The sequence below is a fragment of the Rhizobium tumorigenes genome, from assembly GCF_003240565.2.
GTDB lineage: Bacteria > Pseudomonadota > Alphaproteobacteria > Rhizobiales > Rhizobiaceae > Rhizobium > Rhizobium tumorigenes.
Map to the genome: position 1 here is coordinate 112,065 of NZ_CP117255.1, position 12,742 is coordinate 124,806.

13 protein-coding genes are annotated in these 12,742 nt (G+C 61.7%); 8 read left to right on the top strand and 5 right to left on the bottom strand.

Annotated elements, in window-relative coordinates; all coding sequences use genetic code 11:
- Window positions 1-77: 77 nt before the first annotated feature.
- Window positions 78-1,034: an NAD(P)H-dependent flavin oxidoreductase gene (locus PR017_RS00585; RefSeq protein ID WP_111216592.1), complete on the bottom strand. Its 957-nt coding sequence runs from the start codon at window positions 1,032-1,034 to the stop codon at window positions 78-80.
- Between the two features lie 290 nt (window positions 1,035-1,324).
- Here PR017_RS00585 and PR017_RS00590 point away from each other — a divergent pair, with 290 nt between their 5' ends.
- Window positions 1,325-2,665 (top strand): hypothetical protein, encoded by a 1,341-nt coding sequence (locus PR017_RS00590; RefSeq protein WP_111216594.1) that lies wholly within the window; start codon window positions 1,325-1,327, stop codon window positions 2,663-2,665.
- Window positions 2,666-2,681: 16 nt separating this feature from the next.
- Here the strand turns inward: PR017_RS00590 and ppk2 are convergent, their stop codons facing one another.
- Window positions 2,682-3,563: a polyphosphate kinase 2 gene (ppk2, locus tag PR017_RS00595; RefSeq protein WP_111216596.1), complete on the bottom strand. Its 882-nt coding sequence runs from the start codon at window positions 3,561-3,563 to the stop codon at window positions 2,682-2,684.
- 232 nt (window positions 3,564-3,795) lie between these two features.
- On the opposite strand from ppk2, the gene phoR reads away from it, so the two are divergent.
- The 3 genes from phoR to phoB all read left to right on the top strand — a co-directional run bounded on the left by phoR (window position 3,796) and on the right by phoB (window position 6,684).
- Window positions 3,796-5,052: a phosphate regulon sensor histidine kinase PhoR gene (gene phoR, locus PR017_RS00600; protein WP_240538828.1), complete on the top strand. Its 1,257-nt coding sequence runs from the start codon at window positions 3,796-3,798 to the stop codon at window positions 5,050-5,052.
- Window positions 5,053-5,254: 202 nt separating this feature from the next.
- Window positions 5,255-5,968, top strand: coding sequence for a phosphate signaling complex protein PhoU (gene phoU, locus PR017_RS00605; protein ID WP_111216598.1), 714 nt, complete (start codon window positions 5,255-5,257; stop codon window positions 5,966-5,968).
- A gap of 32 nt (window positions 5,969-6,000) precedes the next feature.
- Window positions 6,001-6,684: a phosphate regulon transcriptional regulator PhoB gene (gene phoB, locus PR017_RS00610; protein WP_111216600.1), complete on the top strand. Its 684-nt coding sequence runs from the start codon at window positions 6,001-6,003 to the stop codon at window positions 6,682-6,684.
- Between the two features lie 42 nt (window positions 6,685-6,726).
- Here the strand turns inward: phoB and PR017_RS00615 are convergent, their stop codons facing one another.
- Window positions 6,727-7,623 carry an AraC family transcriptional regulator gene (locus tag PR017_RS00615; RefSeq protein ID WP_240538829.1) on the bottom strand — a complete coding sequence of 299 codons (897 nt, stop codon included), beginning with the start codon at window positions 7,621-7,623 and terminating at the stop codon, window positions 6,727-6,729.
- Between PR017_RS00615 and PR017_RS00620 the strand changes: the two genes are divergently transcribed.
- Window positions 7,622-8,029, top strand: coding sequence for a DUF2000 family protein (locus PR017_RS00620; protein ID WP_111216968.1), 408 nt, complete (start codon window positions 7,622-7,624; stop codon window positions 8,027-8,029). The genes PR017_RS00615 and PR017_RS00620 overlap by 2 nt on opposite strands.
- 75 nt (window positions 8,030-8,104) lie before the next feature.
- On the opposite strand, the gene PR017_RS00625 is transcribed toward PR017_RS00620, so the two are convergent.
- Entirely contained in the window at window positions 8,105-8,632 is a 528-nt protein-coding gene (locus tag PR017_RS00625) for a GcrA family cell cycle regulator (protein WP_111216604.1), read from the bottom strand.
- Window positions 8,633-9,067: 435 nt separating this feature from the next.
- On the opposite strand from PR017_RS00625, the gene PR017_RS00630 reads away from it, so the two are divergent.
- From PR017_RS00630 to PR017_RS00640, 3 genes are all read left to right on the top strand, one after another.
- Window positions 9,068-10,267, top strand: a complete 1,200-nt coding sequence (locus PR017_RS00630; protein WP_111216606.1) for an aspartate aminotransferase family protein — start codon at window positions 9,068-9,070, stop codon at window positions 10,265-10,267.
- A 69-nt stretch (window positions 10,268-10,336) separates the two neighbouring features.
- Window positions 10,337-11,254 carry an ornithine carbamoyltransferase gene (gene argF / locus PR017_RS00635; protein ID WP_111216608.1) on the top strand — a complete coding sequence of 306 codons (918 nt, stop codon included), beginning with the start codon at window positions 10,337-10,339 and terminating at the stop codon, window positions 11,252-11,254.
- A 71-nt stretch (window positions 11,255-11,325) separates the two neighbouring features.
- Complete coding sequence (locus PR017_RS00640) at window positions 11,326-12,318, top strand: Hsp33 family molecular chaperone (RefSeq protein WP_111216610.1); 993 nt, start codon at window positions 11,326-11,328, stop codon at window positions 12,316-12,318.
- Between the two features lie 28 nt (window positions 12,319-12,346).
- Here the strand turns inward: PR017_RS00640 and apaG are convergent, their stop codons facing one another.
- A complete protein-coding gene (apaG, locus tag PR017_RS00645; protein ID WP_111216612.1) occupies window positions 12,347-12,739 on the bottom strand; it encodes a Co2+/Mg2+ efflux protein ApaG in 393 nt (130 codons plus the stop codon).
- Between the last annotated feature and the right edge of the window lie 3 nt (window positions 12,740-12,742).

The window sequence follows — 12,742 nt, forward strand, 5'->3', positions numbered from 1 at the left end:
ATGGGGCTGATACAGTCTCTCGAACGAGATTTCAAGCGCTCTGTTGGCTGATCGCCAAAAAACCGTCTTAGGCTTTGTCACCGGAGCAGTCGTACGCGCGCCTGCCGGTATTCCCGCTCCAGACGGTCGACGAGATCCCGCACGGGAACGATGGCATCGATTGCGCCGATGCCCTGTCCCGAACCCCAGATGTCCTTCCAGGCCTTGGCGCCCGAGCCTGCCTGTTCGAAGTCCATTGTCGCGGCATCCCCGGGCAGGTTGTCGGGATCAAGTCCTGCGGCGAGGATCGAGGCTTTTAGATAGTTGCCGCTGACCCCGGTAAAGTAGCTGGAGGTGACGATGTCGGCGGCCTTGCCATCGACGATTGCCTGCTTGTAGGCGCTGCTCGCTTGGGCCTCCTCGGTCGCGATGAAAGGCGAGCCGATATAGGCCATGTCGGCGCCCATCGCCTCGGCCGCCAGAATGCCGCCGCCTGTCGAGATGGCGCCGGCGAGAAGCAGCGGGCCGTTAAACCATTGCCGGATTTCCTGGACGAGCGCAAAGGGCGACAGCGACCCCGCGTGGCCGCCGGCACCCGCTGCCACCGCGATCAGGCCATCCGCACCCTTGGCGATCGCCGAGCGGGCGTGGCGCAGGGTCGTGACATCGTGCAGCACGATGCCGCCATAGGAGTGGACGGCCGCATTGACCTCCGGCACCGCCCCCAGCGATGAGATGACGATGGGTGTCTTGTATTTCACGCAGAGCGAGAGGTCGTGCTCCAGCCGCCGGTTGGACTTGTGGACGATCTGGTTGACGGCGTAGGGCGCGGCTGGCTGGTCGGGATGGGCAGCGTCGTGTGCAGCCAGCGTCTCGGTGATTTCTGCCAGCCATTCGTCCAGAAGACTTTCCGGGCGGGCATTGAGGGCCGGAAAGCTGCCGACGACGCCTGCCTTGCACTGCGCGAGTGTCATCGTCGGATGGGAAATGATGAAAAGCGGCGATGCCACGACCGGCAGGCGCAGGCCGCGCGTCAGGATCGGTGGAAGCGCCATTGGCAAGCTCCTGTGCTTTTCGGCGCCGATAGCTGCGCCACGTTTTGCTATCAGGTTCGGATCGGCGGGAAAAGTCGGTTTCCGATCATGCCGGCGATGGTGCTTGCACCCTTGATGGTGGCGGAAGCGCCGCTATCTTTGGACAAAAGCCGTGGTAACCTGTCTTATCCCCGGTCTAATGGCATCTGCATGGTACCGACCCTTGCGTATCGCCGGACAGAGCATTACCGATTCCTGCCAGTCAATTGTCAGGATTGCATGGCGTCGCCAGTCAGAGTGAAGGACCGGATGTGAGCGGATTAGAAACGGCCATCAGAAGCGCCTTGGAGCGATCCGAGCGCGACAACCCCGAGGTCCGGGCTCGCGTCTACCAGTCGGCCCGCCAGGCGCTGGAAGCCGGCCTGCGCAAGCAGGACATCACCGACGTCGAAACCGTTGCCGCCCAGCGCCAGCGTCTGGAACTAACGATCCGCGCGATCGAGGGCGAGGAGCGCGCGAGGCTTCGCGAGGCTGCCGTTGTCCAGCCGGCTGGCGAGCCCGCACCGTCGGCCCCACCCGCCGAGCCAGTGCCGCAGCCTGCAAGGCCGGTGGTGCAGCCGGCTTCACGGCCTGCCGCCGCCCAGGCCATTCCCACATCTACGGCCGCTCCCAGGCTCGCCCCGATTTCACCCGCAGCGCCACCGCTCGGCGCCGCAGTGCGGCCCGAGGCGACACAGCAGCCGGGACGCATGGAGCCCGGAATGGAGTTGCGCGGCGAGACGCGCGATGCCGATACGTCGTCTTCCGGCTATACCGACGAAGGTGACCTTGGCGGCATCCATGCAGGTCCCGGTGATCACCTTGCAGCCGAACCGGGCGCCTACGAGGAGCCGTCGATGGCGGCGCCGTCGCGCAGCATGGATTTCAAGCCGGAGCGGGCGGCCAGCCGTCGAAAGCCGCGCAAGTTCTTTTCCCGCCTGCTGGTGTTTTGCATCGTCGTCGCCTTTCTCGGCATTGGTGCCTGGTGGGTAAAAACCTCGGGCGTGCTGCTGACAGCAGCGCAGCGTGACACCAGCGTCCGCAACCAGCCGGCACAGATCACTCCCGAAGGCGAAGACGCCAACGACAACAACGCCGATCTCGACTCCGGCAGCAATGCCGGGTTGGCGACGATCGATCCGCAGGACCGGTTCTCGGCCGACTGGATACAGATCTTCGGGCCGACCGATGCCGCAAAGGCTGTCAGCGGCACACAGGCGAAGATCGAAAACGCCTCGGAAAATGAAGGTCCGACAGTCCGTCTGACCTCGCAATCGCCTGACACCACCGGCAATGTCGCGATCCCCGTTCCAGCGGCTACCCTGCAGAAGCTCTCAGGCAAGCCGGTAACGGTTGCCATGACGCTGCAGGCGATCTCGGATGCCCCGACGCAGATCACGGTCGAATGCAGTTTCGGTACCTATGGCGGTTGCGGCCGTCACCGGTTCGATGTGACGCGCCAGAAGTCCGATGCGCTGTTCCAGCTGCGTTTCAACAAACCCCTGCCGGCTGATGCTTCCGGCAACCTCGTGTTCAATACGGATGTCGACGGCAAGTCGACCGGCGTCAATATCTACGCCATTCGCGTGCTGCCCGGAAACGAGGCGCCCTGAGGCGCCCCGTTCCCAATCATTTGAGGAAGCCTGGTCCCGAGCCCAGGATCTTCCTGTCGATCTCGCCGATGGCGCCTTTATCCTTCCCGGGATAGTCCAGCGTCGAAAGTATGTGCCGGATCAGGTTGAGGCGGGCGCGCCGCTTGTCGTTGGCGTGGAGAACGGTCCATGGCGAATAGTCCGTGTGGGTTTCCTTCAGCATCCGGTCGCGCTTCTCGCTGTAGTCGTCCCACTTGCCGAGGGCGGCGATATCCATGGATGACAGCTTCCAGACCTTGCGCGGATCGTGGCGCCGGTCGTGAAAGCGTTTCAGCTGCATTTCCCGGCCGATGTCGAGGTAGAACTTGAAGAACATGATGCCCTCATGCTCGACGATTTTCTCCATCTGCGGCGCCTGGTGAAGGAACTGCTCGTATTGTTCCGGCGTGCAAAACCCCATCACCGGCTCGACGCCGGCGCGGTTGTACCAGGAGCGGTCGAAAAGGACGAATTCGCCTGATGTCGGGAATTGGTCGACGTAGCGCTGGAAATACCATTGTCCGGCTTCGCGGTCGTTCGGCTTGCTGAGCGCCACGACCCGCGCAAGGCGTGGGTTCATGTGGGCGGACGTCGCAAAGATCGCACCGCCCTTGCCGGCAGCATCCCGGCCTTCGAAAATGGCCATGATCCGCTTGCCCGTCGCCTGCAACCAGAACTGTACCTTCACGAGTTCGATCTGAAGCGCTTTCAGATCGTCCATGTATTCGCTGCTTTTCAGCTTTTTCTTATAAGGAAAGTGGCCGGACGACAGCGCCTTGTCTGCGACCCAGTCGGGCAGAACGGGGTCGTCGACGTCGAAGATACGCCGTTTGCCGTGCAGCTCCAGCTCGACCACGCGGCTTTCGACTTCGTCTCCCATAGATCCTCCTCGGGCCCTTGGCCTGTATTTGCCTTCTGGGCTCAGTTCGTAAAAATTATAAACCGGCTCAGAAGACACATATTTACCGTGTCATTTCAAGCCTTCCGCCGACTACGGTCGTCGCGGAAGCACAACGGTTGCGGGACTGTGGATAGTGCTGAAAACTTCTGTCATGAATTTGCTATATCAGTCCGAGTCTTAGACGTGTGGACGTAGAATCGGACCGGCGGCGTTGGAAGAGAATACATCAATTTTAAATCGGCTCGGGCAGCGCTTGAAGCAGGAAAGAGCGATCCTGATTCTGGCCGTGCTGGTTGCCTTGCTGGCCATGGCGGAGGGTACCGACGTGGTCGCCATCCTCGCCGTGCTGCTGGTCGTGGTTGCCGTTGCCCTGTTGCGCGCACCCCTGGTGGCGCGCAGAGCGCAGCCGGCGAAAGTCGAGCCGGCGCCGGTGGATCTGGCGGCAGTCCTGAGGCCGATGACGGCAGGCCTCGCTGGTCTCGACATGCCCGTGCTGGTGCTGGATCGCGAGGCGTCGGTGTTCTATCAGAATCCTGCCGCAGAGCGGGCGCTCGACCTGTTCCCGATTGGCGCCCACCTGTCGGCAAAGCTGCGCTCGCCCGGCATTCTCGACATGGTGCGGGAAACGATTGCCACCGGCGTGCCCAACCAGATCGAGCATTCCGAGCGCCTGCCGTCGGAGCGTGTCTTCATCGTGCGGATTGCGCCTATCGAGCTGGCGCTTGCCGATCTCGGCAACCAGACTTTCTTCCTGCTGTCGTTCCGCGATGTCTCGGAGTTGCGTCATATCGACCGCATGCGGTCGGATTTCGTCGCCAACGCCAGCCATGAGTTGCGCACCCCCCTGGCCTCGCTGCGCGGCTTCATCGAGACCATCCAGGGGCCAGCGCGCAACGATCCCAAGGCGCAGGAGCGCTTTCTCGCGATCATGTTCGATCAGGCGACCCGCATGAGCCGGCTGGTCGATGATCTGCTGTCGCTGTCGCGGCTCGAGTTGAAGTCGCATCTGGCACCGGACCAGAAGGTCGATCTCGTGCCGCTGCTTGGCCATGTGCGCGATGCGCTTGTTCCGCTGGCGATGGATCTCGATGTCACCATCAATCTGCATATGCCATCAGGCAAGGCCGAAGTGACTGGTGACCGCGACGAACTGGTGCAGGTTTTCGAAAACCTGATCGAGAATGCCTGCAAGTATGGGCAGGAGGGCAAGCGCGTCGACGTGACATTGCGCAACAAGCCCGGCGAGCCGGTGGAGGTCACCGTGTCCGATAGCGGCGGCGGCATTCCGGCCGAACACGTGCCGCGCCTGACCGAGCGGTTTTATCGCGTCAGCGTCGAAAACAGTCGGTCCAAGAAGGGCACTGGCCTCGGGCTCGCCATCGTCAAGCACATCCTGACCCGTCACCGAGCCCGGCTGATCGTCAAATCCGAAGTCGGCCGCGGCACGGATTTCACCGTGCGCTTCTGAATAACCTGGTGGCGCTTTATTGGGCGCCGCGAAAACTGAATTAATTCAATGATTTCGATTGTCATAATTGTTTCATTGGCCTGACATAAAAGGGCGAGCATTAGGCCGATATCAAAAAGGGCCTCGAAAAGGCGAAACGCGTTGCCGTCGCCGCGCCGAGCAGACCTACGTTCCGTGACGCCTTTCAATTTGAGGATAGAAAATGGTTTCGACACACATTCATTCCGCCTACGACGAAGATTTGAAATTCCTGACGCGGCGCATCTCCGAGATGGGTGGCCTTGCCGAGCAGATGGTCGGTGAATCCGTCCGCGCTCTGGTCAATGGCGATGTCGGACTGGCCCAGAAGGTCATCTCTGACGATACGATCCTCGATCATGCCGAGCGCGAAGTCGGCGACAAGGCGATCCTGACAATCGCACGCCGCCAGCCGATGGCTGCCGACCTGCGCGAGATCATGGGCTCGATCCGGATTGCCGCCGATCTGGAACGCGTCGGAGATCTTGGCAAGAACACTGCCAAGCGTGTTATCGCTGTGCAGGGCACCGGCGTACCGCGCAGCTTGGCGCGCGGCATCGAGCATTTGTCAGAACTGGCGCTCGTCCAGTTGAAGGAAGTCCTCGACGTCTATACGACCCGCTCGCCCGACAAGGCTGTCTCCATCCGCGAGCGCGACGAGGAAATCGACGCGATGTACACCTCGCTGTTCCGCGAGATGCTGACCTACATGATGGAAGATCCGCGCAACATCACCACCTGCACGCATCTGCTGTTCTGCGCCAAGAACATCGAGCGCATCGGCGACCACGCCACCAACATCGCCGAGACGATTTTCTACATGGCGACCGGTGCATTGCCCGAGGGCGACCGCCCGAAGGACGATACTGCCAACACCGTCGGCGCCATGACGGAATAGGCCCGAAGGGTTTTTGAAGGAGAGCGGGCCCCATGGTTCCGAGAGTTGCCGTCGTAGAAGATGAAGAAGCGCTGAGCGTGTTGCTGCGCTATAACCTTGAAGCAGAAGGTTTCGAAGTCGATACGATCCTCAGAGGCGATGAAGCCGAGATGCGCTTGCAGGAGCGCATTCCGGATCTCCTGATCCTCGACTGGATGCTGCCGGGTGTTTCCGGCATCGAACTGTGCCGCCGCCTGCGCATGAAGCCGGAGACCGAGCGTCTGCCGATCATCATGCTGACGGCGCGTGGCGAAGAGAGCGAACGCGTCCGGGGCCTTTCCACGGGCGCAGACGACTATGTCGTCAAGCCGTTCTCTACGCCAGAACTGATGGCCCGCGTCCGCGCCATGCTGCGCCGCGCCCGCCCTGAAGTGCTCTCCAGCGTCCTTCGTTGCGGCGATATCGAACTCGACCGCGAGACGCACCGGGTTCATCGCAAGAGCCGCGAGGTTCGTCTCGGCCCGACAGAATTCCGCCTGCTGGAATTCCTGATGGCATCGCCAAGCCGTGTGTTTTCCCGCTCGCAACTGCTCGACGGCGTCTGGGGCCATGACATCTACGTCGACGAACGCACCGTCGACGTGCATGTCGGCCGGCTGCGCAAGGCTCTGAACTTTTCCAACATGCAGGACGTCATCCGCACAGTACGCGGCGCAGGCTACTCCATGGAAGTCTGAAGCTGTGCAGGTGACTAAAGTCCGCCGTTTCGCGGGTTGAAGCTATAAGGGTTGGCAATCGTGCATTGCCAGCCATCTGCCCGGGGTCATGCCGAAGGCCGCCCGGAAATGGCGGGTAAAATGTGCCTGATCGGCAAACCCCGCTTCTGCAGCTGCTCCGGCAAGGCTATAGCCGGCACCTAGCAGCCGCTTGGCTCGGTCAAGGCGGCGCATCACGAGATAGCGGTGCGGACTGGTGCCGAACGCACGCCGGAACTGCCGCGCCAGCTCGTATCGGTCCAAGCCGCTGATCGCCTCCAACGTTTCGGAACTGACACCCTCTTCGCAATGCTCGGTCAAAAAATCACGCGCCAGCATGACAGCTGGGCGATCGATTCTCGTGGGTGCTTTCCTCGGGTCGTCGGCCTGTCGGAAGAGTCCTGCCGTCAGCCGCGCAACCGCGTCGTCCATTGCCAGATCGTTCGGCGCATGGTCGAGATCCGACAGGATGTCCGCCAGCGCTGACAATAGGCCAGCGTCAGTCACGACGGGATCGCGGACGAAGGGCAGCGCCCGATTGCCCGCCTCGAGGAGGTCGACCAGCGCGGGCGGCAAATAGAGCATCCGGTAGATCAGTCCGTCGTCGGTGCCGGCCGCGCCATCGTGGACTTCATCGGGATGCAGCACGATCACGTTGCCGGGACGGCTGAAGCGCTCCGCGCCGCGATAGCGGAACGTCTGGACACCTCGAAGAGTGAGGCCCAGCGCATATGTGTCGTGTCTGTGCGGTGAAAAGCCTCTGCCATGAAAGCGCGCTTCCATGCGCTCGACGCCATGGCTGGAAGCAGCGATGCTCAGTCCGTCGCGAAAACCGCTCTTGCACGAACGTTCAAGACCGAGGGCATCGGCAGGCGCTATTCGATCGTCTCTTTCGATGCCTTCCATGGAGTTCTTGGACATGTTCGATACCAAAATCGCGATTGTCATCCGCCATGACCTTGCCACCTGGCAGAAGCTCAACGTCACTGCCTTTCTGGTGAGCGGGATCATTGCCCAGTCGCCGGAAATCATCGGCGAAGCATACCGGGATGCTCTGGGCCATGTCTACAATCCTATGAGCGTTCAGCCGATGGTCGTGCTTGTGGCGGATCAGGACGTATTGAGGACCATCCACAAGCGCGCGCTGGAGCGCCAGGCGAAAGTGTCTGCCTACATCGAAGAGATGTTCGCGACAGGTCACGATAAAGCCAACCGTGCCGTATTCCTCGAGTTCAGTCCCGACACCGCCAAGCTGGTCGGCATCGCGGTGCGGGGCGAAAAGAAGATCGTGGACAAGATCGTCAAAGGTGCGAGTTTGCATCCCTGACACGTTTCTGGGCCATAAAAACCTGAAACGCAAAACGGGCCTCGCGGCCCGTTCTTTGTTGTCGTCTTACCCGGCTTAGCGGGCGGCGCGGCGGCGCTCGTGAACTGGCTGATACGCCAACTTCTGGTGGTATGTGCAGTAAGGCGACTGGTCCGGCGATTCATGGCCGCAGAAGTGGAAGTCGTCCTTCAGCGGGTCGCCTACCGGCCACTTGCAGGTGCGTTCCGTCAGGTCCGTCAGGCCAATGCGGCGGGCAACCGGCGCGATGGCATTCGAGGATGGGCGAAATTGCACGGGCGCCGTAGCGTCGAGCTCGGCATCTTCCTTGACCGTGGCTACGCCTTCGGCACGGACCGTCGTGCGCGGAGCGGCAGGGCGGGCGCCAAAGGTTGTTGGCCGGGCCGGAGCGACGCTACGCTTGGTAGAGCGCGCCGTGGACGATGTGCCACCGGCCTTGGCTCGGCCTGGCAGGCAAAGTCGATGGACCTTGCCGATGACAGCGTTGCGGCTGACGCCGCCGAGCTGCGCCGCGATCTGGCTAGCGCTCAATCCTTCGGCCCATAATTTCGTGAGCCTTTCGACGCGCTCGTCCGTCCAATTCATGCTTGTCTCCGACTGCGTTCATGATGGCGGAATCCTTCGCCATTGCCTCGAATGCTATCGAGGCACAAAACGCTCTTAAATTGTGGTGACTAGGTCCGCCGCATTGCAGTCTAGTAATCAAGATTTAACCTAGTGTGAGGCTGACTCCGTGACAAGAGTCGCGGGAATCGAGGGGAATCGATTTCCAAGTTTTCCCCAACTTGCTGCCTACTGTGGTATTTCTGCAATAGCTTTAGCGCCTTCTCCAGACCCTCACGATATGGCTTTTGCCGCAAGGTTAAAATCAACTATTCGTTGACTAATCCACTGTTTGTTGACATGGTTCCGCGGAACGACAATAGTGCCCAGGCCGCCGCAAGGCGGCATTTTTCATTGCCGACGGCGGCGTTGCAGGACAACGGCCGTCACGTCCTGATCGATCGAAGGAATTGCGCCATGGCCGAAGCCGCGCCACTCTACGACACCTATATGCGCGCGCCACTGCGGTTCGAGCGAGGCGAGGGCGTATGGCTGATCACGGAAACGGGCGAGCGCTATCTGGATTTCGGCGCGGGCGTCGCCGTATCGTCGCTCGGTCATGGACACCCGCACCTCGTCGAAGCGCTGAAGACGCAGGCTGAAAAAGTCTGGCACCTGTCGAACCTCTATGAGGTCCCGGGCCAGGAAATGCTTGCCAGGCGGCTGACCGATGCGACTTTCGCCGACAAGGTGTTCTTCACCAATTCCGGCGCCGAAGCGCTCGAATGCGCCATCAAGACGGCCCGCCGCTATCAGTACTCGAAGGGTCATCCGGAAAAATTCCACATCATCACCTTTGAGGGCGCCTTCCACGGACGAACCCTGGCGACGATCGCTGCCGGCGGCCAGGAAAAATACCTCGAAGGCTTCGGCCCGAAGGCCCCTGGCTTCGACCAGGTCCCGTTCGGCGACCTCGAGGCTGTCAAGGCCGCGATCTCTGATGCGACCGCAGCGATCCTCATCGAGCCGGTGCAGGGCGAGGGCGGCGTTCGCCCGGTTGCCAAGGAGTTCATGCGTTCGCTTCGCGAACTCTGCGACGAGCACGGCCTGCTGCTGATCCTCGACGAGGTCCAGTCCGGCGTCGGTCGCTCGGGAAAATTCTTTTCCCATGAATGGTCTGGCATCACGCCTGACATCATGGCCGTGGCCAAGGGCATCGGTGGCGGCTTTCCGCTCGGTGCTTGTCTCGCGACTGCAGAAGCTGCCTCCGGTATGAAGGCCGGCACCCACGGCTCGACCTACGGCGGCAATCCGCTTGCCATGGCCGTCGGCGGCGCAGTGCTGGACGTCATCCTGGCTGAAGGCTTTCTGCAGCATGTCAACGACGTATCCCTGGTTTTCCGCCAGGGACTGGCATCGCTGAAGGACCGTTATCCCGACATCATCGAAGAGGTGCGCGGCCAGGGACTGCTGCTCGGTATCAAGGCGGCGATCCCGGCTGGCGAACTGCTGCAGGCCATCCGTGCCGAGCATCTGCTGGGCGTTCCCGCCGGCGATAACGTTATCCGGTTGCTGCCGCCCCTTATCGCCACTGCCGAAGACGCCCGCGAAGGTCTCGCCCGCGTAGAGCGTGCCGCAGAAGCATTGCGCGCCCAGAAATCCCGCAAATCGGCTTGAATTCTACGTCCGTGGGTTCGGGGCTTCGTGCCCGCCACGGGCGTTTTCATTTTTGGAGCACAGGTAGACATGGCCTCCCCGAAACATTTCCTCGATCTCTCGACTGTCGCGTCAGGCGACCTGCGCAAGATCCTCGACGACGCAATCCTCCGCAAGAAGGCGACCAAGGCGGGCACTGCCGGCCGGCCGCTGGAAGGCAAGATGCTGGCGATGATCTTCGAAAAGCCCTCGACCCGCACCCGCGTCTCGTTCGATGTCGGCATGCGCCAGCTCGGCGGCGAAACGCTGTTCCTCTCCGGTACCGAGATGCAGCTTGGCCGCGCCGAGACGATCGGCGATACCGCCAAGGTCCTGTCGCGCTACGTCGATGCCATCATGATCCGTACCACCCAGCATTCGCGCATGTTGGAAATGGCGGAGCACGCAACGGTGCCGGTCATCAACGCGCTCACCGACGATACCCATCCCTGCCAGGTGATGGCCGACATCATGACCTTCGAGGAGCACCGCGGTCCGATCAAGGGCAAGACGGTTGCCTGGTCCGGCGATGGCAACAATGTGCTGCATTCGCTGATCGAGGGATCGGCGCGTTTCGGCTATCGCATGAATATGGCGGTCCCCCTTGGCTCCGAGCCGAAGGATCACTATTTGAACTGGGCCCGCAATCAGGGCGCCGAGATCATGCTCAGCCATGATGCCGACCGTGCGGTCGCCGGGGCCGATTGCGTGGTGACCGATACCTGGGTTTCCATGAATCAGGAGCATCGGGCCCGTGGTCACAATGTCTTTCAGCCCTACCAGGTCAATGCGGCTCTGATGGCAGAGGCAGGAAAAGACGCTCTGTTCATGCATTGCCTGCCCGCCCACCGCGGCGAAGAGGTGACGGACGAGGTGATCGACGGCCCGCAATCCGTTGTATTCGACGAGGCGGAAAACCGCCTCCATGCGCAGAAGTCTATTCTCGCGTGGTGCCTGGGCGCGATCTGAGATCAACCAAGCCGCCGTTGCAGACGAGTGGCTGCCGTGGCGTGACCCGTCCGGCATCAAGGAGTAGACCCATGGCAGACAGTGCAGCAGCGCTGGGAGAGTTCGGCTACGCCGGCGACGATCACGTCGTTCCATTCCAGGTGGAGAGCCTGGATGTGCGCGGCCGTGCCGTCCAGCTCGGTCCGATGCTCGACACCATCCTCGAGCGCCACCATTATCCGGCGCCGGTGGCGAGGCTGCTGGCCGAAACCATCGTGCTCACGGTTCTGCTCGGCACATCGCTGAAGTTCGAAGGCAAGTTCACGGTCCAGACCAAGGGCGACGGACCGGTCGACCTGCTGGTGGCCGATTTCTCGACGCCGGAAAATGTCCGCGCCTATGCCCGTTTCGATGAGGAAGCACTGGCAGCCGCTATCAAGGCCGGAGAAACCGAGCCGGAGCAATTGCTCGGCAAGGGCATCCTCGCCTTCACCATCGACCAGGGCCAGTATTCTCAGCCCTACCAGGGTATCGTGCCGCTCGACGGATCGTCGCTGGAAGATATCGCTGGCGTCTACTTCCGCCAGTCGGAGCAGATCCCGACCCGGGTTCGCCTCGGTGCGGCAGAGCTGTTCGATCGCGACGAAGCCGGCAAGCCGCGTCATCGCTGGCGGGCAGGCGGCGTCATAGCGCAGTTTCTGCCGGACGCGCCGGAGCGCATGCGCCTGCCGGATCTCCACGGCGGCGACGGCGATGAGAACGCGATCGACCACAAGGACGATGATGCCTGGGCCGAGGCCCGCTCGCTGTTGGAAACGGTTGATGCCGATGAATTGACCGATCCACTGGTCGGTACCGAGCGCCTGCTCTACCGGCTGTTCCACGAGCGTGGCGCCCGCGTTTACGCCCCGCAGCCGGTCTTCGACCGTTGCAGCTGTTCGCGCGACAAGATCAAGGGCGTGCTGCAGGGATTTTCGGCGGAGGAGATGGCTGAAAGCGAGGAAGACGGGCTGATTTCGGTCACGTGTGAATTCTGTTCGACAACTTATCGCTATGAAGCAGCCGAGATACTGGTCAAGAGCTGACGACAACAGTCGCCGTTTTCGGGCGACGTCAGTTCAGCGTCCGCATCAGGCCGGGAGAATCCAGGGAGAAAGCCGGGATTTCGACCTCGAACGTTTCGCCGATGTCGTTTTCCATGGAGTAATGGCCGAACATCATGCCTGACGGCGTGTCCAGCGGGCAGCCTGACGAATATTCATACGTGTCCCCGGGGTTCAACTGCGGCTGTTCGCCGACGACGCCGGGACCGGTGACTTCGTCGACCTGGCCGTTCTGGTCGGTGATGTTCCAGTAGCGCGTGACCAGCCGGACTGCCGATGTCGAGTGGTTGGAGATGACGATCCGGTAGCCCCAGACATAGCGGCTGTCTTCCGGATCGGATTGCTCCTCCAGATAGAACGGCTCGACGATGACTTCGATATCTCGTGTAAGGGCGCGGTACATCCC

Bases quoted from the DNA above. Each gene is read 5' to 3' on its own strand.
- PR017_RS00640 (WP_111216610.1), top strand. From the start codon at position 11,326: ATGGCAGACAGTGCAGCAGCGCTGGGAGAGTTCGGCTACGCCGGCGAC.
- argF (WP_111216608.1), top strand. From the start codon at position 10,337: ATGGCCTCCCCGAAACATTTCCTCGATCTCTCGACTGTCGCGTCAGGC.
- phoU (WP_111216598.1), top strand. From the start codon at position 5,255: ATGGTTTCGACACACATTCATTCCGCCTACGACGAAGATTTGAAATTC.
- phoB (WP_111216600.1), top strand. From the start codon at position 6,001: ATGGTTCCGAGAGTTGCCGTCGTAGAAGATGAAGAAGCGCTGAGCGTG.
- PR017_RS00625 (WP_111216604.1), bottom strand. From the start codon at position 8,632: ATGAATTGGACGGACGAGCGCGTCGAAAGGCTCACGAAATTATGGGCC.
- PR017_RS00630 (WP_111216606.1), top strand. From the start codon at position 9,068: ATGGCCGAAGCCGCGCCACTCTACGACACCTATATGCGCGCGCCACTG.
- ppk2 (WP_111216596.1), bottom strand. From the start codon at position 3,563: ATGGGAGACGAAGTCGAAAGCCGCGTGGTCGAGCTGGAGCTGCACGGC.
- PR017_RS00620 (WP_111216968.1), top strand. From the start codon at position 7,622: ATGTTCGATACCAAAATCGCGATTGTCATCCGCCATGACCTTGCCACC.
- PR017_RS00615 (WP_240538829.1), bottom strand. From the start codon at position 7,623: ATGTCCAAGAACTCCATGGAAGGCATCGAAAGAGACGATCGAATAGCG.
- apaG (WP_111216612.1), bottom strand. From the start codon at position 12,739: ATGTACCGCGCCCTTACACGAGATATCGAAGTCATCGTCGAGCCGTTC.
- PR017_RS00585 (WP_111216592.1), bottom strand. From the start codon at position 1,034: ATGGCGCTTCCACCGATCCTGACGCGCGGCCTGCGCCTGCCGGTCGTG.